This is a genomic window from Micromonospora sp. NPDC005299, assembly GCF_042872345.1.
Lineage (GTDB): Bacteria > Actinomycetota > Actinomycetes > Mycobacteriales > Micromonosporaceae > Micromonospora.
On record NZ_JBIAKG010000004.1, the window covers coordinates 562,943 to 582,799 of the forward strand.

Below are 19,857 nucleotides of genomic sequence, written 5' to 3' on the forward strand. Positions count from 1 at the left end.
GATCCGAGAGCGGCTACCGGGTGAGGTCGTTGACGCAGCGGAGGACCGGGCGGGCGGTGAGCGCCGCCGGGTCGAGCGGGGCGTCCGCGGTGACGGTGAAGGTGGCCGACTCCCCCGGTAGCAGGGTGACGAGAGCCTGGTCGACCTCACCTGACGGGTGCAGCCGGTCCGGGAAGAGGGTCAGGTCGCGCAGCACCGTCCGCGCGGTCACCCGGACCCGCTGGGCGTCGCCCGCCGGCTCGACCGTCGCGTCCAGCTCCGCCGCCGGCCACTCGACCTCCCGGTCGGTGGCGAAGAACCACAGCGCCCGCTCCGCGGTCTCGCCCGCCTCCGCGACCAGCAGCTCCCGCCGGGCCTCGTCCGGCCGCGCCACCTCCACGGGCAGCGCCAGCACCACCGAGGAGTACGCGGGGACGTCGAGGTCCACCGAGGTCTTCGCCCTCGGCTCCCCGGTGAGGGTGAGCCGGGTGACCGTGGTCGGCGTGTGCCACGCCTCGCCGGTCTCGTTCACCGCCACCAGCGCGAGCCCGCCGTCGCGCGGTTGCACGGTGAGCAGCCGGGGGGCGTAGGCGCGGCGGAGCGCGTGCCAAAGGGGCTTGCGCCGGCCGTCGCCGTCGACGGCCGCCCAGGAGGTGACCGGCCAGCAGTCGTTGAGCTGCCAGACGATCGTGCCCATGCAGATCGGCCGGTGCGAGCGGAAGTGCTCGACGCCGAGCTGGATGGCCCGGGCCTGGTTGAGCTGGGTGAGGTAGTGCCAGTCGTCGAAGTCGGCGGGTGCCGGCAGGTGGGCGTCGAGGCCGCGCTGGAGTTTCCGGTCCCCGTCGGCCGCCTTCTGGTGGTGCGCCATTCCGGGCGAGTCGTGGGCGAGCGGTTCGTCGGAGAGGGCCCGGCGCAGCGTCGCGTACGCGGGGGGCGCCTGGTAGCCGAACTCGGCGACGAAGCGGGGCACGTACTCCCGGTACTTCGTGTAGTCGTCGGTGTTCCACACGTCCCAGATGTGCGTGGTGCCGTGCGCCGGGTCGTTGGGGTGCACGTCCTCGCTGCCCGACCAGGGGCTGCCCGGCCAGTACGCCCGGGTCGGGTCCAGCTCGGCGACGATCGCGGGCAGCAGCTCCAGGTAGTAGCCGCGCCCCCAGGTGCGGCCGGCGAGCGGCTCCCGCCAGTCCCAGTCGTGCCAGCCCCAGATGTTCTCGTTGTTGCCGGTCCAGAGCACCAGCGACGGATGGCTCGCCAGCCGGGTGACCTGCTCCCGCGCCTCCGCCTCGACCTCGGTGCGGAACGGTTCCTCCTCGGGGTAGGCGGCGCAGGCGAAGAGGAAGTCCTGCTGCACCAGCAGGCCCAGTTCGTCGGCCAACTCGTAGAAGTCTTCCGACTCGTACCGGCCGCCGCCCCAGACCCGCAGCAGGTTGACGTTCGCGCCGACCGCCTGCCCGAAGCGCTCGGCGAGGCGGGCCCGGGTGACCCGGTTCGGGAAGGCGTCGTCGGGGATCCAGTTGACCCCCTTGACGAAGACCGGCACCTCGTTGACGTGCAGGGTGAACGCGGAGCCGTGCGCGTCGGGGGCGGTGTCCAGGCGCACCGAGCGGAAGCCGATCCGGCGGGACCAGGAGTCGAGCGCCCGGCCGTCCGCCGCGCGGAGCGTCACGTCGAGGTCGTGCAGGGGCTGGTCGCCGTACCCGACGGGCCACCAGAGCGCCGGGTCGCGGACGGTGAGGGTCGCGACGGCGTGGCGCTCCCCCGCCGGGACGGTGACCTCGACGGCGGCGCCCGCGACGGTGGCGTGCACGGTGAGTGGGTCGTCCTGCGCCCGCTCGACCTCGACGTGCAGCTCGACCCGGCCGGCGCCGCCCTCGACCGTGACCAGTGGCCGGACGGTCGCCAGCCGGGCGACCGACCAGGCGTGCAGCCCGATCTCCTGCCAGATGCCGGCGGTGACCACCGTCGGTCCCCAGTCCCAGCCGAAGTTGCAGGCGGTCTTGCGGATGAAGTGGAACGGCTCCGGGTACGCGTTCGGCCGGTCGCCGAGCCGGTCCCGCTGTGCCTCGGCGTAGCGGTACGGCGAGTCGAAGCGCACGGTGAGGGTGTTGGCGCCCGGTCGCAGCAGTGGACCGATCGGGAACCGGTAGCCGCGGTGCTGGTTCTCGGTGCGGCCGACCTCGGTGCCGTTGACGGTGACCGCGGCAACCGTGTCCAGGCCGGCGCAGACCAGGTCGACCCGCTCGTCGTCGCCGGGCCGCCGGTCGACGGTGGTCTCGTAGACCCAGTCGGTGCGGCCGATCCAGCCCAGGCGGTTCTCGTTGTCGTCGAGGTACGGGTCGGGGATGAGGCCGGCCGCCAGCAGGTCGGTGTGCACGCAACCGGGCACGGTCGCCGGCACCGCCCGCCCGGTGACCTCCGGCGGCACCTGCGGACCGGCCACGGCCCGCAGCACCCAGCCCTCGTGCAACGTCTGACGGCTCACGACTTCACCGCGCCTTCCATGATTCCGCGGACGATCTGACGTCCACCGATGACCAGCATGACCAGCAGGGGCACGGTGGCGATGAACGCCCCCGCCAGCACCCGCCGGTAGATCACGTAGTTGCCGCTGGCCAGGTCGGAGACCGCGACCATCGAGGTCGGGAAGTCGGTGCCGCTCAGCGTGATGAGCGGCCACTGGAAATCGTTCCAGGTGGCCACGAAGGTGAGCAGCCCGAGCACGGCCAGGGCCGGACGGATCGCCGGGAGCACGATGGCGGCGTACACCCGCATGGTGGTGGCGCCGTCCATCCGGGCCGACTCGACCAGCTCGTCGGGGACGGTGTTGACGATGAACTGCCGCATGTAGAACACCCCGAACGCGGTGACCAGCCCGGGAGCGATGACCGCGAGCAGGGTGCCGTTCCAGCCGAGCTTGCCCATCACGATGTAGAGCGCCACGATGCCGAGCTGGTTGGGCACGGTCAGGGTGAGCACCACGAAGAGCATCAGGGCGTTGCTGCCCGTGAAGCGCAGCTTGGCGAAGGCGAACCCGGCCAGCGAGCAGAAGAACAGCACCGAGGCGGTCACCACGGTGGCGACGATGACGCTGTTGACCAGCGAGGCGGCGAAGTAGACGTCCTGGAGGGAGAAGACCTCGTCGACGTTGGTCAGGAACCGGTCGCCGGGAACGATCGCCGGCGGCAGCTTCGCGAGCGCCTCGTCGTCGCTGGTCGCGATGACGAACATCCAGTAGAGCGGGAACGCGGCGAACAGCATGGTCAGCGCGAGGAACAGGTAGGTCCAGAGCCCGGCGGCGGTCTCCTGCGGGGCGCGGGCCACCAGCCGCGGCCGACGGCGCGGGGGTGCGGCGGTCGTCACTGTGCTCTCCTTCCGTTCGCGACTGCGGTACTCCGCTTCGCTGCGTTCCTCGCGCTCACCGACGCCCTCCGGACAGTCGGTTCGTCACCACGTAGTTGACGCCGGCGACGACCAGGATGATCAGGAAGAGGGCCCAGGACATGGCCGCGGCGTAGCCGAGGTTGAGGTCCTTCCAGCCGACCTTGTAGATGAGCTGGGCGATGGTCTGCCACTCGCCGTTCGGCCCGCCGGTGGCGGCCTGGGCGTTCGGGTCGAAGAGCATCGGCTCGGTGAAGAGCTGGAGGCCGCCGATGGTGGAGAGGATGACGGTGAAGAGCACCACCGGCTGGATCATCGGCGCGGTGATCCGCCAGAGCTGCTTCCACGGCCCGGCGCCGTCGATGGCCGCCGCCTCGTAGACGTCGCGCGGGATGGACTGCATCGCGGCCAGGTAGAGCAGCGCGTTGTAGCCGATCCACTTCCAGTTGACCATCGTGGCGATGGCGATCCAGGAGTGCAGCTTGTCGGCCCGCCAGTCGATCGGGTCGTCCGGGCCGCCGAGGCCGAACAGGCCGAGCACCCAGTTGGCCATGCCGAAGTCGCGGGAGAAGAAGACGCTGAACACCATGGTCGAGGCGACGATCGGGGTGACGTACGGCAGCAGCACCCCCACCCGCCACCAGGTCTGCGCCCGCAGCTTGCGGTTGAGCAGCGCGGCGACCACCAGCGCGAGCAGCAGCTGGGGCACCGAGGAGAGCAGGAAGATGCCGAAGGTGTTGTAGAGGGCGTTCCAGAAGTCCTCGTCGCCGAAGAGCCGGCTGAAGTTCTCGAAGCCCGCCCAGTAGGGCAGCGTCGGGTCGTCGAGCCGGTAGTTGCGCAGCGAGACCACCGCGTTGAAGAGCAGCGGGAAGAGCCCGAACACGATGAAGAGCAGGAAGAACGGCGCGATCATGAGGTACGGCATGTAGCGCATGTCGAAGCGGTACAGCCGGTTGCGCCAGGTCAGCCGCTGGTCGTCGCCCCCGGAGCGGTCGCGCTCCGGCGCGGCTCGGCGGCTCGACGGCGCGGCACGGGTGGTGGACATCGGATCACTCCAGGGCCGAGGTGGGTGACGGGTGAGGCGTCGACGGGGCGGGCCGCGGCCCGCCCCGTCACCGGTGTCCGGTCAGGACCTGGCGGCCTTGTCGGCCTCCTTGACCGCCTCGCCCCAGGCGGCGTCCGGCTTGAGGCTCTTGTTCTCAACCCGCCGGATCACGTTCTCCACGGCGACCCGGGTCGGGCCGTTCTTCTTGCCCAGGTACTGCGGGGTGAGGCCCTGCGCCATCTTCGGGAAGATCTGGCCGACCGGGGCGTCGTTGAAGAACGGGTTCTTGAAGTCGGCGATCGCCGGGTCGGCGTAGAGCGCCGGCTGCGAGGGCAGGTTGCCGACCTTCTTGAAGATCTCGATCTGCTGCTCGGGCGCGACCAGCCACTCCAGCAGCTTGTACGCCTCGTCGACGTGCTTGCCCTGCTTGGGGATGGTCAGGAACGAGCCGCCCCAGTTGCCGCCGCCGCCGGGCACCGCGGCGATGTCCCACTTGCCCTGGGTGCCGGGGGCGGTGTCCTTGATGTGGCCGAGCATCCACGCCGGGCAGGCGAGCACGGCGAAGGCGCCGCTCGTGAAGCCCTTGTCCCAGTCGGCCTGGAAGCTGACCAGGTTGGCCGACAGCCCGGCCTGAACGGCCTTGACGGTGTAGTCGAAGGCGACCTTCGGGCCGCCGTCCATCTGGAGCTGCTCCTGGTCGGTGTAGAAGCCGACCTGCTGCTGCCCGAGGATCGGGTTGAACAGGTTGGTGCCGGCGTCGATGAACTTCTTGTTGGTCTTCGCGGTGTACTGCTGGCCCACCTCGATGAACCGGTCCCAGTTGGGCCAGAGGGCGGAGACCCGGTCCCGCTCGGTCGGCAGCCCGGCGGCCTTGAACAGGTCGGTCCGGTAGCACATGGCCAGGCCGCCGACGTCGGTGCCGAGGCCGATCTGGGTCTTGCCGTCGGCGGAGAGCGACTGCTTCCACTTCCAGGGCAGGTACTTGCTCTCGTAGGAGCCGGCGCCCTTGTCCAGCAGGTTGACGAACTTGTCGGACTGGCTGCGGAACTGGACCATGAAGCCCTCATCGATCGCCGCGATGTCCGGCGCGCCGTTGCCGGCGACGAGCTTCTTCTGCAGGTCCTCGTGCTGCGCGTTGTACTCGCCGGAGTTCAGCTGGATCTTGACGTTGGGGTGCGCGGCCTCGTATCTGACCTTGAGGTCCTGGAGGCCGAAGTCGCCCCAGAAGTTGATCTTCAGGGTGACCTGGCCGTCGGCGGCGTCGGAACCGCCGGTGGTGCTCTTGCCGCTGCAGGCCGCGACCATGACCAGGCTGACGGCACCCACGGTGGCCGCCCGGGCCCAGTGCGTCCAGGACCGTTTCATGTCATCCTCCGCGCCGAACATGGGAACGCTCCCGAGATCGAGAGACGTTGACTGAACCGGATAAGTGAGGCCACCGTACGAGGGACCCCATGGACTGTCAACGGCCGGTTACGAGCGGGACGGTCCGGTAACCTGAATCGCCGCCCCGTGCGCGGGTTCGAGCGCTCCCGGCACCCGAAGGACCGACGGGCCGAGTCGTACGCTTAACCGCGCAAGTGACCGGCGGGCCGTGCCGCACCGACCGCGCCGCGGTGCAGTAGCGTGACAGCGCCGGTCACCCCGGCGGTGGAAACGGGCCCGCGAGGGCCGGACCAGTGGAGGAGCGCGCCGGTGAAGCGGCCGACCATCGCCGATGTCGCCCGGCGGGCCGGGGTCTCCAAGGGCGCGGTGTCGTACGCGCTGAACGGCCAGCCCGGTGTGTCCGAGGCGACCCGCCAGCGGATCCTGGCCATCGCCGCCGAGATCGGGTTCAGCCCGAGCAGCGCCGCCCGGGCGCTCTCCGGCGCCACCGCCAAGGCGGTCGGCCTGGCCCTGTGCCGGCCCGCCCGGATACTGGGCATCGAGCCGTTCTTCATGGAGCTGATCAGCGGCGTGGAGGCCGAACTGTCGGCCCGCTCCTACGCGCTCACCCTCCAGGTGGTCGCCGACCAGGAGGCCGAGATCGCGGTCTACCGCCGCTGGTGGGCCGAGCGCCGGGTGGACGGCGTGTTCGTCTGCGACCTGCGCACCGACGACCGGCGGGTGCCGGCGCTGGAGGAGCTGCAACTGCCGGCCGTGGTGATCGGCGGCCCCGGCCACACCGGCAGCCTGGCCAGCGTCTGGTCCGACGACGCGGCGGCCCTGGTCGAGACGGTGGAGTACCTGGTCGCGCTCGGGCACCGGCGGATCGCCCGGGTCGGCGGGCTGCCCGCACTGCTGCACACCGAGATCCGCACCGACGCCTTCACCGAGGTCTGCCGGCGGCTCGGGCTGGACGAGGCCACCACGGTCTGGTCCGACTACACCGGCGAGGAGGGGGCGCGGGCCACCCGCCGCCTGCTCAGCTCCGCCGCCCGGCCCACCGCGGTCATCTACGACAACGACGTGATGGCGATCGCCGGGCTCTCCGTGGCCCAGGAGATGGGGCTGGCCGTGCCCGGCGACCTGTCCATCGTGGCCTGGGACGACTCCCCGCTCTGCCGGCTCGTGCACCCGCCGCTGACCGCGCTGGGTCGGGACATCCCCGCGTACGGGGCGCACGCCGCGCGGCAGCTCCTGGCCGTGATCGCCGGCGAGCCGGTGACCGGCCTGCAGGACGAGACCGCGCACCTCACCCCGCGCGGCAGCACCGCACCGCCCCGCCTTCGGTGAACCGGTTCAGCGATCCGGCTGGACGACCAGGTCAGCGGGGCGTCGAGGGGAACTCCTCGAACCACGCCTCCACCCGCTCCGCCGGGGCCGGGCGGGCCAGCGCGAAGCCCTGCCCGTAGCGGCAGCCGGCCCGGCGTGCCCCCGCCACCTGGGCGTCGGACTCCAGCCCCTCGACCACCACCTCCAGGCCGAGCCGGTCACCCAGGTTGGCCACCACGTCGATCAGCGGCCGCTGCACGTCGGCGCCCGGCCCGACCAGGTGCGGGCCCACCTTGAGCAGGTCGATCGGGAGCCGGCGGAGCTGGGCGAGGGAGGCGTGTTCGGCGCGGAAATCATCCAGCGCGGTGCGGACACCGAGCGAGCGGAGGCCGGCGAGCCGGGCCACCACGGTCGACAGCTCGGGGGCCACCGCCGGCTCGGCCACCTCCACCACCAGGCGCTCCGGCGGCACGTCGTACGCGGCCAGTGCCGTCGCCGTGCGGGACACGAAGTCGGGCGCGGCCAGTTCCCGGGGCGTGACGTTGACCGCCATCCACAGCTCCCGGCCGCCCCCCGACCAGTCGGCGAGCTGCCGGCAGGCCCGGTCCAGCACCCACCGCCCGACCTCCCCGAGCAGGTCGAGGTCGGCCGCCACGGGCAGCAGCTCCGCCGGCAGCACCGTGCCCAGCACGGGACTGCGCCAGCGCAGCAACGCCTCGGTGCCCACCGGCTGCCGGTCGGCCAGCGCCAGCACCGGCTGGTAGACCAGGTCCAGCTCGCCCCGGGCGACCGCGCCCGGCAGCTCCCGTTCCAGGTCCAGCCGGCGGACCAGCTGCTCCTCCAGGTAGGCGTCGTACCACTCGACCCGGTCGCGGCCGAGCTGCACCGCGCGCCGCCGGGCCAGGTCGGCCTGGCGCAGCACGTCCCCCGGCTCGCCGCCGGTGGTCTCGGCCAGCCCGATGCTGGCCCGGATCCGGCTCGCCCCGCCGGGCCGCGGACACGGCTCGGCGAGCGCGGCCAGCAGGCGGATGCCCAGCGCGAATGCGGGCACCGGCCCGAGGTCGGTGAGCACGGCGAACTCGGAGTCGGTGAGCCGGGCCACCAGGTCGTGCGGGCCGGAGCCGGACCGGAGCCGGTGGACCACCTCCGCCAGCACCGGCTCGTCCAGCACCGCCGTCTCGTCGGCACCGTGCAGGTCGACCACGAGCAGCGCGCCACCGGCACGCCGGGCGAGGGCGCGGACCAGCTCGACCCGGTCGGCCGGCGGGGCGTCGGCGGGCCACTCCCCGCCGCCGGCCAGGAGCCGCAGCCGCGCCTCGCTGGCGGCCAGCCGCTCGGCCCGGCGCCGGTGGTCGGCGGCGGCGAGCACCTCCCGGACCACCATGGGCGGGATGACGGACAACCCCAGGGCGATCGCCGGGGCGGTGAACTGTCCCACCGTCCACAGGTGGTGACCGGCGGCCAGCGCCGCGATGCCGGCCGGCGCGGTCAGCCCGGGCCAGGCGGCCGGCGCCGCGCCCGTGCGGGGTCGCTCCCCGTCCGCGGTACGCCGGGCGCCGGCCGCCGTGAGCAGCACGCCGGCCAGCAGCGGCGGCGCGACGGTCAGCACGGCCCGGTCCGGGGCGGTGTAGGCGAGCAGCACCACGAGCAGGGCCAGCCCGCCCAGCGTGGTGCCCGCGCCGGCGTGGCAGCGGGCCGCACCCGGTCGCCGGCGCCGTTCGGCGAACGCGGCCACCAGCAGGACGGCCAGCGCCAGGGCGCCGCCGATGCTGGCGGCCCGCGCGGCCGGCGGCACCGGGCCGGTCGGCAGCAGTACCCAGCCGGCGAAGGCCAGGCTGACGCCGAGGCCGACCACGTCCACGCCGCGGCGCAGCCGTTCCGCGCCGGAGAGCCGGGAGCGGCCGGGCAGCCGGAACAGGGCGACGGCGTACAGCGGGGCGGTGATCGCCAGGCCGGCCAGGGCGACCGGCAGCCGGTGCGCGGGTTCGCTCAGCGGCAGCACCGCGACGGTGAGCCCGGCGGCCAGCACGGCGGCGTCGAGGATCCCGGCGACCCGGCGGGACAGCGCCACCCGGCGGGCCCGTCGCCCGGTCGGCCGGGCGGCGACCGGCTCGGGCGGGACGCCCGGGTCCGGCGGCGGGGTACCGCCGGGCCGCTGACCGGCCGGCGTGGCGGCGGGCGGCGCGGGCGGGGCGCCGGCCAGCCGGGCGAGCCGGACACAGGCCAGGGCGGAACCACCGGCCACGGCGAGCGCCACGGCGGCCGGGCCGGGGACCAGGCCGGCGGCGCCGGCGAGGACGAACAGCGCGCCGGCGAGCGACACGACGAGATCGGGCAGCGGTGGCCGGCGGCGGGGACCGGCGGAAGGGCGGGTGACAGGCACGGCGGTCGCCTTCGTGAGGGGGCACGGGGCGGTGCGGTTGCGGTACGACGTGCGGGGTCAGCGGGTCGGGCCGGGCGCGACCGACGCCGGACGGGGACCGGCGCGGCCACGCCCATAAACGATCCCGGACACCCAGGGTTACGCGACACATCACGTGACGCCCGTCACACCCGGACTCCGGCCCGCGCCGGCCGCCCGCCGGGAGCGCCGCCGGCCCGAGGTGGGATCATCGGGGGGTGAGCCGCGCCGACACCGTTCGTTTCCGCTACAACCAGGCGATCCTGGTCGCCGCGCTCGTCGCGCTCATCGGCGCCCTGCCGCTGGCCACCGCGCGCTGGTGGCTGCTCTGGGTGCTGCTGATCCCGCTGGCGATCGCCGCCTGGGCGTGGCGGGCCGGCACCGACGCGGACGCCCGCGAGCTGCGGCTGCGGGCCCTCGTCGGCCAGCGTCGGGTGCCCTGGACGCGGGTCGCCGAGCTGGCCGCCGACCCGCGCGGCCGGGCGGTCGCCCGGCTCGACGACGGCCAGACGCTGCTGCTCCCCGCGGTCCGCGCCGCCGACCTGCCCCGGCTGATCTCCGCCACCGGGCAGGAACTGCCCGAATCCGCCGGCTGACGGCGTCAGTAGCCGTCGACCACCCGGTTCGTCAGCGGTTCCCCGGCGGCGAACCGGCGCAACTGCTCCCCCACCAGCCGGTACGCCCGCGGCAGCAGACCGCGCACCGAGCCGGCGACGTGCGGGGTGAGCAGCACGTTCGGCAGCGCCCACAGGGGATGCTCGGCCGGCAGCGGCTCCGGGTCGGTCACGTCGAGCGCGGCCCGTAGCCGCCCGGACGCCAGCTCGGCGATCAGCGCCGAGGTGCGGGCCACCGGGCCGCGGGCGGCGTTGACCAGCAGCGCGCCGTCCGGCATCGCGGCGAGGAACTTCTCGTCGACCAGTCCCCGGGTCTGCTCGGTCAGCGGCACCAGCAACACCACCACGTCCGCCTCGGGCAGCAGGGCCGGCAGCTCGTCGACACCGTGCACCCCCTCGGCCGGACGCGGCGTCCGGGCGACCAGGGTGAAACTCACCTCGAAGGGGGCCAGCCGGGCCCGGACGGCCGCGCCGATCGAGCCCGCGCCGACGATCAGCACCCGCTTGCCGGCCAGCTCGTCGGTCGGGGCCACCTCGTCGTACGCCCACTCGCGGCGGCCCTGCGCGCGGGCCAGCGGACCGAAGCCGCGCAGCGCGGACAGGATCGCGGCGACCACCCACTCGGCGGTGGCCGAGTCGTGCACGCCCCGGGCGTCGCAGAGCGTCACACCCTCGGGAACCCGCCCCACCCAGGCGTCCGCTCCGGCGGAGAGGAGCTGCACCACCTTCAGGTCCGGCAGCTCGGCCAGGAGCGCGCCGGCGTCCGGGCCGGCGAGGAAGGGCGGCACCCAGAACCGCACACCGGTCGGGGACGACGGCGGCCGGGCCGGGTCCTCCAGCAGCTCCACGGTGACGCCCGGGGGCAGCTCGCCGAGGAGGCGCCGGCCGGCCGGGTGCGGAATCCATACCTTCACGACCGCCGACGATAGCCGTCCCGGACGGGGCACGTGGGCGGGGTCGTGACGACCACCGCTGAGACGATTGGCGGCCGACAGCGCGAGGTATTACGAGGCCGAGCGTCGGCTGGCGTTCCCGACTCCGGAGACAGGTGGCGATGAGCGAGGACACTCCCGGGCGCCCGGCCGTGCCGATTCCGGCGCTGCTCGACCCCGAGCGGCTCCGATCCCTCACGGAGACCCGGCTCGACGCGGCACCCGACGAGGCGTTCGACCGGTTCGCTCGACTGGTCAGCGACCTGCTCGACGTGCCGGTCGCGCTGGTCTCCCTGGTCACCGCCGACCGCCAGTTCTTTCCCGGCGCGGCCGGGCTGCCCCAGCCGTGGGCCGACCGGCGGGAGACCCCGCTGAGCCACTCGTTCTGCCAGCACGTGGTCGACGTCGAGGTGCCGATGGTGCTGCCCGACGCCCGCCTCCACCCGCGGGTGCGCGGGAACCTGGCCATCCAGGACCTCGGGGTGGTGGCGTACGCCGGGATGCCGCTGACCGACCTGGACGGCCGGGTGCTCGGCTCGCTCTGCGCCATCGACAGCAAGCCCCGGGCCTGGACGGCCGAGCAGCTGCGTACCCTCGCCGACCTGGCCGCCGCCTGCTCCTCCGAGCTGCGCCTGCGGATCGCCGTGCGGAGCGCCGAGCAGGCCCGCCGCCTCGCCGAGGAGGCGCACGACCGGCTCGCCGTGCTGGCCGACATGAGCGAGACGCTGGGCGGCACGCTCGACGTGGCCACGGCGGTCGACCGGCTCGGGCACGCCATGGTCCCGCTGCTGGCCGACTGGTGCCTCATCACCCTGGTCGATCCGGCGGGCCGGCCGCGTTCCCTCTCGGGCACGCACCGGGACCCGGACCGGTCGGGCGACCTGGCCCGGTTCGCCGCGCTGCTGGCCACCGGCCTCGGTCCGGACTCGTTCATCCGGTCGGTGCTGCGGACCGGGCGGCCGGTCATGCGCGAGGCGACCGTCCTGGCCGAGGTCGAGCGGGGGACCAGCCACCCGGAGCTGGCGCCGCTCGCCGGCCGGCTGGGCTTCGGCTCCCACCTCAGCGTGCCGATCACCGGCGCCGGGGTCCGGGTCATCGGCGCCGTCACGCTGGTCAACGGGCCGTCCCGGCGCGGGTTCGACGAGACCGACCTGCGGACCGCGCTGGACATCGGCCGCCGCGCCAGCCAGGCCCTGGGCAACAGCCGGCTCTACGGCGAGCAGCGGCACGTCGCCGAGGTGCTGCAGCACAGCATGCTGCCCACCCTGCCCGAGGTGCCCGGCGTGGAGTTGGCCGCCCGCTACCAGCCGGCGGCGGACCGGGTGGAGGTGGGCGGCGACTGGTACGACGCCTTCGTCCAGCCCGACGGCGACCTGGTCGCCGCGATCGGCGACGTCGCCGGGCACGACATCGAGGCCGCCGCGACCATGGGGCAGCTGCGCAACCTGGTTCGCGGCGACGCGTACGGGCGGGACGACCCGGTCGACGAGTTGATGACCCACCTCGACCGGGCGATCCGGGGGCTGCCCATCCCGACCGTGGCCTCCGCCGTGCTGGCCCGGGTCCGCCCGACCGCGCCCGGGCTCCGGGTCTCCTGGTGCAATGCGGGCCACCCGCCGCCGCTGCTGGTGCGCGCCGACGGGCCGGTGCGGGTGCTGGACGGGATCCGGGGCCCGCTGCTCGGCCTGACCCACCCGCCGCGGCGCGCGCGCCGCGAGCTGACCCTCGCCGCCGGCGACACCCTGCTGCTGTACACCGACGGGCTGATCGAGCGCCGGGACCGGCCGATCGACGAGGGGCAGGCAGAGCTGATCGCGCAGCTCGCCGACACCGCCACGCTCCCCCTCGCGGCCCTCTGCGACCGGCTGCTCGCCGCGACCCAGCGGCGGGAGGACGACGTCGCCCTGCTCGCCCTGCGCGCGCGTTGAGCCGCGACTCGGTTCGTCGGGCCCGCTTCGCCACCCGGCCCGGCTACGCTGGGCCGGGTGAGGCCGCGTCCCCCGTACCCCCGCATCGGCCGCCTCCGGGCGGCGCTGGCGGCGTCCTGCGCGACGCTGCTGCTGGGCACCGCCGGTTGCGCCTTCGGCGACCCGGACCCCGACCCGGCCGGCGAGCCGCCCAACCTCCCGTCGCCGTCCACCTCGGCCAGCCCCGGCGGGGCCGGCCAGCAGGTGGTCGCCACGGTGCTGGCGAAGGGGTTGGCGGTGCCCTGGGCCATCGCCTTCCTGCCCGACGGCGCCGCGCTGGTCACCGAACGGGACAGCGGGCGGATCCTCCAGGTCGGCCCGGAGTCGGGACCGGAGGGGATGAACGTCCGGGTGGTGCAGACCGTGCCGGACGTGGCGGCCGCCGGCGAGGGCGGCCTGCTCGGCATCGCGGTCTCCCCCGCGTACGCCCGGGACCGCACGGTCTTCGTCTACTACACCAGCGCCGAGGACAACCGGATCGCGAAGCTGGAGCTGGGCCGGCCGCCGACCCCGATCGTCACCGGCATCCCCAAGGCCGGCAACCACAACGGCGGCGGGCTGGGCTTCGGCCCGGACGGCTTCCTCTACGCCAGCACCGGCGACGCCGGGCGCACCGCGAACGCGCAGGACCCGAAGAGCCTCGGCGGCAAGGTCCTGCGGATCACCCGGGAGGGCAAGCCCGCCCCCGGCAACCCCGCCGCCGGCTCCCCGGTCTGGTCCACGGGGCACCGCAACGTGCAGGGGTTCGCCTGGACGCCGGACAAGCGGATGTACGCCGTGGAGTTCGGCCAGAACACCTGGGACGAGATCAACCAGATCAACAAGGGCGGCAACTACGGCTGGCCGCAGGTCGAGGGGCGCGGCGACGACAAGCGCTACGTCAACCCGATCGTGCAGTGGCGCACCGGCGACGCCTCCTGCTCCGGCCTGGCGGCCGTGGAGCGGCTGCTGATCACCGCCTGCCTGCGCGGGCAGCGACTCTGGCTGGTCGAGCTGGCCGGCAACGGCACGGTCCTCGGCCAACCGCGCGAGCTGCTCACCGGCAGGTACGGCCGGCTGCGGGCCGCCGCCGTGGCGCCGGACGGTTCGGTGTGGGTGAGCACGTCCAACCGGGACGGGCGGGGCAAGCCGGCGGGCGACGACGACCGGATCCTGCGGCTGGTCTTCGCCGACGGCGGCGCCGGGCGCAGTTGATCCCGCTTCCCCCGGGTTTGCCAAGATCCTTCAACGGGCAGGTCAGAATCTCAGCATGGACGGCCACGAGAACGAGCAGCACAGCACCGGGGACGGGACGGGCCCGGAGGAGGGGCGCGCCCGCCGCCGGTGGCGCCCCGGCACCGGCCTGCGCCGACTCGGCGTCGTGCTGGCCGTGCTCGTGGTCACCTTCACGGGGGTGGTGGCCGGCACGTACGCGGGCGGGCACGTGGGCACCGACATCGGGCCGTTCCGCGCGCAGCTCAACCTCAGCCCGTCGCTGAGCGGCGGCACCACCGTCGACATCCCGCCGCTGGGCGCGTTGCTGCTGGACAGCCACGACGGGCCGGCCTATTTGACCGTCGAGCTGGGCGCGCTCGACCAGCGGCGGACCGAGGCGCTCATCGACGACCCGGCGAGCATCAGCCGGGCCAGCCAGTCGGCGGTGGAGGACGTCCGGGCCGGCGTCATGCGGCTCGGCCTGAAGACCCTGGCCTCGGCGGTGCTGGCCACCCTGCTGCTGGCCGGGCTGGTCTTCCGCGACGCTCGCCGCACCGCGTGGGCCGGCGGGCTGGCCCTGGCGGTCACCGCCGGCAGCCTCGGCCTGGCCGCCGCCACCATCCGGCCCCAGGCCATCGAGGAGCCGCGCTACGAGGGGCTGCTGGTCAACGCACCGGCGATCGTCGGTGACGCGCGGCGGATCGCCAACGACTACACCAAGTACGCCGAGCAGCTGCAACGGCTGGTCGGCAACGTCAGCAAGCTCTACACCACGGTCTCCGCCCTGCCGGTGGTCCAGCCGTCGCCCGGCACCACGCGGGTGCTGCACGTCTCCGACATGCACCTCAACCCCACCGGCTGGCAGCTCATCCGCACGGTGGTGGAGCAGTTCAACATCGACGTGGTGATCGACACCGGCGACATCACCGACTGGGGCAGCGAGCCCGAGGCGTCCTTCGTCGGCTCGATCGGCCTGCTCAAGAAGCCGTACGTCTACATCCGCGGCAACCACGACTCGGCGCGGACCGCCGCTGCCGTGGCCGCCCAGCCGAACGCCGTCGTGCTGAACAACTCCACGACCACGGTCGCCGGGCTGACCATCGCCGGCATCGGCGACCCCCGGTTCACCCCGGACAAGGAGACCTCGCCGGCCGGCAGCGGGCTCACCAAGGTGGTCGCCGACCAGGTGATCGGGGCCGGCGAGCAGCTCGCCGCGACGGTGAACAGCTCGCCGAAGCCGGTGAACATCGCGCTGGTGCACGACCCTGCCTCGGCCGGGTCGCTCTCCGGCACCTGCCCGCTGGTGCTGGCCGGGCACACCCACGCCCGCCAGGTGTCGAAGCTGCCGCAGGTGCCGGGCAAGCAGCCGACCCAGCTCTTCGTCGAGGGCTCCACCGGCGGCGCCGGGCTGCGCGGCCTGGAGGGCGAGAAGCCCACCCCGCTGTCGATGTCGGTGCTCTACTTCGACCAGCAGAAGCTGCTCCAGGCCTACGACGACATCACCGTGGGGGGGACCGGGCAGTCGCAGGTCAACCTGGAACGGCACGTGATCCAGGACCCGAAGAAGGGCGACCAGGTGCCGGTCACCCCGACCCCGACCCGGGGCGGGCCTGTCTCGCCCGCCCCGAACGGCAGCCCGACCGCGACGCCCAGCCCCACGGGCTGAGGCTCAGCGCAGCGACAGGGCGGCCAGCGCGGCGTTGACGATGCTGCCGGGCAGCAGGTCGTGCAGCTCGTACAGCTCCCCCACGCTGCCGGACTGGCCGAACTCGTCCACCCCGAGCGGCACGGCCGGGGCGCCGAGCGCCGAGCCGAGCCAGGCCATCGCGTGCGAGGCGGCGTCGTGCACGGTCACCACCGGGACCCGGTCGGCGAAGGCGGACCGCAGCGCGCCGGGCACGCTCGGCACGGTCGCCGTCCGCACGCCCTGGCGCAGGGTCCGCTGCCAGGCCCGGTAGAGCCGGTCCAGGCTCGTCACGTCGACCACGTGCGCCGCGACGCCCTCCTCCGCCAGCTCCGCGGCGGCCGCGAGGACCTCCGGCAGCACCGCGCCGGAGGCGGCGAGCTGCACGACCGGGGCGTCCGCCAGGTGGGGGTACGCCTCGTGCGCGTCGACGAGCCGGTACGCGCCCGCCACCACCTGCCGGCGCAGCACCGCGTCGCCGATCCGCGCCCGGGCCGCCTCGAACGGCGCCTGGTCGATCGGGCGGGTGCTGAGGCGGAAGTAGTAGGCCCCGTCCTCGGCCGGCGCGGCCGTGGTGGCCGGGGCCGCTCCCCCGGCGATCTGGCCGAGCGCGTCGCAGAGCAGCCAGTCGAGGCTGCCGGCGTACGCGGGTTCGCAGAAGGTGACCCCGGGCAGCTCCAGGCCGACGGAGGCCGTGATGGTCGACTGGTGGGCGCCGCCCTCGGGGGCGAGGGTGATGCCGGACGGGGTGCCGGCCACCACGAACCGGGAGCCGGAGTAGGTGCCGTAGAGGAATGCGTCCAGGCCGCGCAGCACGAACGGGTCGTAGACCGTGCCCACCGGCAGCAGCGGCTGCCCGGACAGGTCCCACGACAGGCCGAGCTGGCCGAGCAGCAGGAACAGGTTCATCTCGGAGATGCCCAGCTCGATGTGCTGCCCGGTCGGGGTCTCCGTCCAGCGCAGCATCCGGTCCTCGGTCCAGGAACGCTGTTCGGTGGGGGCGAACACGCCGGTCTTGTTGATGAACCCGGCCAGGTTGGTGGAGGTGGCCACGTCCGGCGCGGTGGTGACCAGGTAGGGCGCGACCTTCGGGTCGCGGGCCAGGTCGACCAGCACCCGGCCGAAGACCTCCTGGGTGGAGACGGGCTTGTTCACCCGTACCTTCGTGGTCTCCGGGACGGTGACCCCCAGCGCCCGCTCGCGCGGCGCGCGGGACAGCGCCTCCCGGCGCTCGCCGGCCCGGATGCCCGCCGGGGACGCCGGGTCGAGGCGGTCCCACTCGGTGTCGGGGGTCAGGCCGTGCGCGGCACGCAGCGCGTCGACCTGCTCGGTGGTGAGCAGCGCCGAGTGGTTGCGCGGGTTGCCGGCGATCGGCAGGCCCCACCCCTTGACCGTGTAGGCGAAGACCACGCTGGGCCGGTCGGTGACCGCGTCGCACTGGGCGTACGCGTCGAGCATCGCCGCAAGGTCGTGCCCGCCCAGGTCGGTGACGAGCGGACCAAGCTCGTCGTCGGGGATGTCGGCCACGAAGGCCGCCACCTCGGCCGGGGCGCCGTCCAGGAACTGCTTGCGCAGGGCCGGGCCGGCCAGCCCGAACAGCGACTGGTACTGCTCGTTGGGCATCAGGTCGATCCAGTCGCGCAGCACCGCGCCACCCGGCCGCTCGTACGCCTCGGCGAGCCTGCGGCCGTACTTGACCTCGACCACGTGCCAGCCGGCGGCCTCGAACTGCCCCCGCCACTGGTTGATCCGCACCCCGGGGACGACCCGGTCCAGCGACTGGCGGTTGAAGTCGACCAGCCACATCACGTTGCCCAGCCCGGTGGTGGCCGGGTCGGCCACGGCCTCCCAGATGTTGCCCTCGTCCAGCTCGGCGTCGCCGATGAGGGCGATGAACCGGGAGTGCGGCCGCTCGCCGAAGTGCGCGTCGACGTAGCGGCGGGTGACCGCGGCGAACAGCGGCGCGGCCGCGCCCAAGCCGACGGAGCCGGTGGAGAAGTCCACCCCGTCCGGGTCCTTGGTCCGGGACGGGTACGACTGCAGCCCGCCGCGCGCCCGCAGCTTCGGCAGGTAGGACCGGTCCAGGTTGCCGAGGAGGTACTGGACGGCGTGGAAGACCGGCGAGGCGTGCGGCTTGACGGCCACCCGGTCCTCGGCGTCCAGGTGGGCGAACCAGAGCGCGGTCATCGCGGTGACCAGCGAGGCGCTGGACGCCTGGTGACCGCCGACCTTCACCCCGTCGCCGGTGTCCCGGTCGTGGTTGGCCGCGTCCACGATGCGGGTGGCGAGCCAGAGCACCCGCCGCTGGATCTCGTCGAGGACGTCGAGGTCGTGCTGGTTCACGGTGACTCCATCCGGGCGTCGCCGATGACGCCCACGCGCGGGGGGTGCGGGGTGGCCGCGTACTCGGAACAGACCGGGGGCCGCCGCCGGGTCACGACGGCGGCCCTCGGGACGGAACTCAGCCCTGGACGCCGAGGCGGGCCAGGATCAGCTCGCGGACGGTCTTGGCGTCGGCCTGGCCGCGGGTGGTCTTCATGACCGCGCCGACCAGCGCGCCGGCCGCCGCCACCTTGCCGCTGCGGATCTTGTCGGCGACGCCGGGGTTGGCGGCGATCGCCTCGTCCACGGCGGCGGTGAGCGCGCCGGTGTCGGAGACCACCTCAAGGTTGCGGTTGGTCATGATCTCGGTCGGCGAGCCCTCGCCGCCCACCACGCCCTCCAGCACGGTGCGGGCCAGCTTGTCGTTGAGCTTGCCGGCGTCGACCAGGCCCTGCAGCTCGGCGACCTGCGCCGGGGTGGCCCCGATGTCGGCCAGCTCCACGCCGCTCTCGTTGGCCCGGCGGGACAGCTCGCCCAGCCACCACTTGCGGGCGCCGGCCGGGGTGGCGCCGGCGGCCACGGTCGCTTCGATCAGCTCGACCGCGCCGGCGTTGACCACCGACTGCATGTCCAGGTCGGACAGGCCCCAGTCCTGCTGGATCCGCTTGCGGCGCAGCCGCGGCAGCTCCGGCAGGGCGGCCTTCAGCTCGGCCACCCAGGCGGTGTCCGGCGCGAGCGGGACCAGGTCCGGCTCCGGGAAGTACCGGTAGTCGGTGGCGGTCTCCTTGGACCGGCCGGGGGTGGTGTCCCCGGTGTCCTCGTGGAAGTGCCGGGTCTCCTGCGTAATGCTGCCACCGGCGTCGAGCACCGACGCCTGGCGCAGCATCTCCGAGCGGACCGCCCGCTCGACCGAGCGCAGCGAGTTGACGTTCTTGGTCTCGGTGCGGGTGCCCCACTCCTCGCCCGGCTTGTTCAGCGACGTGTTGACGTCGCAGCGCAGCGAGCCCTCCTCCATCCGGACGTCGGAGACGCCCAGCGAGCGGATCACGTCACGCAGTTCGGTGACGTATGCCCGGGCCACCTCGGGAGCGAGCGCGCCGGTGCCGGGGATCGGCTTCGTGACGATCTCGACGAGCGGGATGCCGGCCCGGTTGTAGTCGACCAGCGACTCGGTGGCGCCGTGGATCCGGCCGGTGGCGCCGCCGACGTGCAGCGTCTTGCCGGTGTCCTCCTCCAGGTGCACCCGCTCGATGCCGATCCGCACGGTCTCGCCGTTGACGTCGACGTCCAGGTAGCCCTCGACGCAGAGCGGCTCGTCGTACTGGCTGATCTGGAAGTTCTTCGGCATGTCCGGGTAGAAGTAGTTCTTCCGGGCGAACCGGCACCACTCGGCGATCGAGCAGTTGAGCGCGAGGCCGATCCGGATGGTCGCCTCGATGGCCGCCTTGTTGGCCACCGGCAGCGAGCCGGGCAGGCCCAGGCAGACCGGGCAGACCCGGGTGTTCGGCTCGCCGCCGAAGTCGGTCGGGCAACCGCACCACATCTTGGTGTTCGTGCCCAGCTCGACGTGGGTCTCCAGGCCGATCACCGGTTCCCAGCGCGCCACGACCTCGTCGTACGCCGGCAGTGTCGTCGTCATCGGTGCTC

13 protein-coding genes are annotated in these 19,857 nt (G+C 73.9%); 5 read left to right on the top strand and 8 right to left on the bottom strand.

All coding sequences use genetic code 11. From position 1 onward, the window contains the following. Positions 1-13: 13 nt before the first annotated feature. The 4 genes from ACFYPD_RS15745 to ACFYPD_RS15760 all read right to left on the bottom strand — a co-directional run bounded on the left by ACFYPD_RS15745 (position 14) and on the right by ACFYPD_RS15760 (position 5,767). Complete coding sequence (locus tag ACFYPD_RS15745; protein WP_387113343.1) at positions 14-2,461, bottom strand: glycoside hydrolase family 2 protein; 2,448 nt, start codon at positions 2,459-2,461, stop codon at positions 14-16. Next, a complete protein-coding gene (locus ACFYPD_RS15750) occupies positions 2,458-3,237 on the bottom strand; it encodes a carbohydrate ABC transporter permease (RefSeq protein ID WP_387113419.1) in 780 nt (259 codons plus the stop codon). Before ACFYPD_RS15750 ends, ACFYPD_RS15745 begins: the two co-directional genes overlap by 4 nt. Positions 3,238-3,394: 157 nt before the next feature. Then, positions 3,395-4,402: a carbohydrate ABC transporter permease gene (locus ACFYPD_RS15755; protein WP_387113345.1), complete on the bottom strand. Its 1,008-nt coding sequence runs from the start codon at positions 4,400-4,402 to the stop codon at positions 3,395-3,397. Between the two features lie 81 nt (positions 4,403-4,483). Next, positions 4,484-5,767, bottom strand: coding sequence for an ABC transporter substrate-binding protein (locus ACFYPD_RS15760; protein ID WP_387113347.1), 1,284 nt, complete (start codon positions 5,765-5,767; stop codon positions 4,484-4,486). Positions 5,768-6,097: 330 nt separating this feature from the next. Between ACFYPD_RS15760 and ACFYPD_RS15765 the strand changes: the two genes are divergently transcribed. Further along, entirely contained in the window at positions 6,098-7,117 is a 1,020-nt protein-coding gene (locus ACFYPD_RS15765; protein ID WP_387113349.1) for a LacI family DNA-binding transcriptional regulator, read from the top strand. A gap of 31 nt (positions 7,118-7,148) precedes the next feature. Here the strand turns inward: ACFYPD_RS15765 and ACFYPD_RS15770 are convergent, their stop codons facing one another. Then, complete coding sequence (locus ACFYPD_RS15770) at positions 7,149-9,479, bottom strand: putative bifunctional diguanylate cyclase/phosphodiesterase (protein ID WP_387113351.1); 2,331 nt, start codon at positions 9,477-9,479, stop codon at positions 7,149-7,151. A gap of 236 nt (positions 9,480-9,715) precedes the next feature. On the opposite strand from ACFYPD_RS15770, the gene ACFYPD_RS15775 reads away from it, so the two are divergent. After that, positions 9,716-10,093, top strand: coding sequence for a PH domain-containing protein (locus ACFYPD_RS15775; RefSeq protein WP_387113353.1), 378 nt, complete (start codon positions 9,716-9,718; stop codon positions 10,091-10,093). 5 nt (positions 10,094-10,098) lie between these two features. On the opposite strand, the gene ACFYPD_RS15780 is transcribed toward ACFYPD_RS15775, so the two are convergent. Then, entirely contained in the window at positions 10,099-11,025 is a 927-nt protein-coding gene (locus ACFYPD_RS15780; RefSeq protein ID WP_387113355.1) for a 2-hydroxyacid dehydrogenase, read from the bottom strand. Positions 11,026-11,165: 140 nt separating this feature from the next. Between ACFYPD_RS15780 and ACFYPD_RS15785 the strand changes: the two genes are divergently transcribed. Genes ACFYPD_RS15785 through ACFYPD_RS15795 form a run of 3 tightly spaced genes read left to right on the top strand, consistent with a single transcriptional unit; the run spans position 11,166 to position 15,870 of the window. Continuing rightward, positions 11,166-12,971 carry a SpoIIE family protein phosphatase gene (locus tag ACFYPD_RS15785; RefSeq protein ID WP_387113357.1) on the top strand — a complete coding sequence of 602 codons (1,806 nt, stop codon included), beginning with the start codon at positions 11,166-11,168 and terminating at the stop codon, positions 12,969-12,971. A gap of 57 nt (positions 12,972-13,028) precedes the next feature. Then, complete coding sequence (locus ACFYPD_RS15790) at positions 13,029-14,204, top strand: PQQ-dependent sugar dehydrogenase (protein WP_387113359.1); 1,176 nt, start codon at positions 13,029-13,031, stop codon at positions 14,202-14,204. Between the two features lie 55 nt (positions 14,205-14,259). Further along, positions 14,260-15,870 carry a metallophosphoesterase gene (locus tag ACFYPD_RS15795; RefSeq protein ID WP_387113361.1) on the top strand — a complete coding sequence of 537 codons (1,611 nt, stop codon included), beginning with the start codon at positions 14,260-14,262 and terminating at the stop codon, positions 15,868-15,870. Positions 15,871-15,873: 3 nt separating this feature from the next. Here ACFYPD_RS15795 and ACFYPD_RS15800 read toward each other — a convergent pair whose 3' ends face one another. Further along, positions 15,874-18,231, bottom strand: coding sequence for a pyruvate dehydrogenase (locus tag ACFYPD_RS15800; protein ID WP_387113363.1), 2,358 nt, complete (start codon positions 18,229-18,231; stop codon positions 15,874-15,876). A gap of 118 nt (positions 18,232-18,349) precedes the next feature. Then, a complete protein-coding gene (gene gatB, locus ACFYPD_RS15805; RefSeq protein ID WP_387113365.1) occupies positions 18,350-19,849 on the bottom strand; it encodes an Asp-tRNA(Asn)/Glu-tRNA(Gln) amidotransferase subunit GatB in 1,500 nt (499 codons plus the stop codon). Positions 19,850-19,857: the final 8 nt, after the last annotated feature.

Excerpts from the sequence above, each read along its gene's own strand:
- ACFYPD_RS15750 (WP_387113419.1), bottom strand. The coding sequence starts at position 3,237 with ATGCTGTTCGCCGCGTTCCCGCTCTACTGGATGTTCGTCATCGCGACC.
- ACFYPD_RS15755 (WP_387113345.1), bottom strand. The coding sequence starts at position 4,402 with ATGTCCACCACCCGTGCCGCGCCGTCGAGCCGCCGAGCCGCGCCGGAG.
- ACFYPD_RS15760 (WP_387113347.1), bottom strand. The coding sequence starts at position 5,767 with ATGAAACGGTCCTGGACGCACTGGGCCCGGGCGGCCACCGTGGGTGCC.
- ACFYPD_RS15785 (WP_387113357.1), top strand. The coding sequence starts at position 11,166 with ATGAGCGAGGACACTCCCGGGCGCCCGGCCGTGCCGATTCCGGCGCTG.
- ACFYPD_RS15795 (WP_387113361.1), top strand. The coding sequence starts at position 14,260 with ATGGACGGCCACGAGAACGAGCAGCACAGCACCGGGGACGGGACGGGC.
- gatB (WP_387113365.1), bottom strand. The coding sequence starts at position 19,849 with ATGACGACGACACTGCCGGCGTACGACGAGGTCGTGGCGCGCTGGGAA.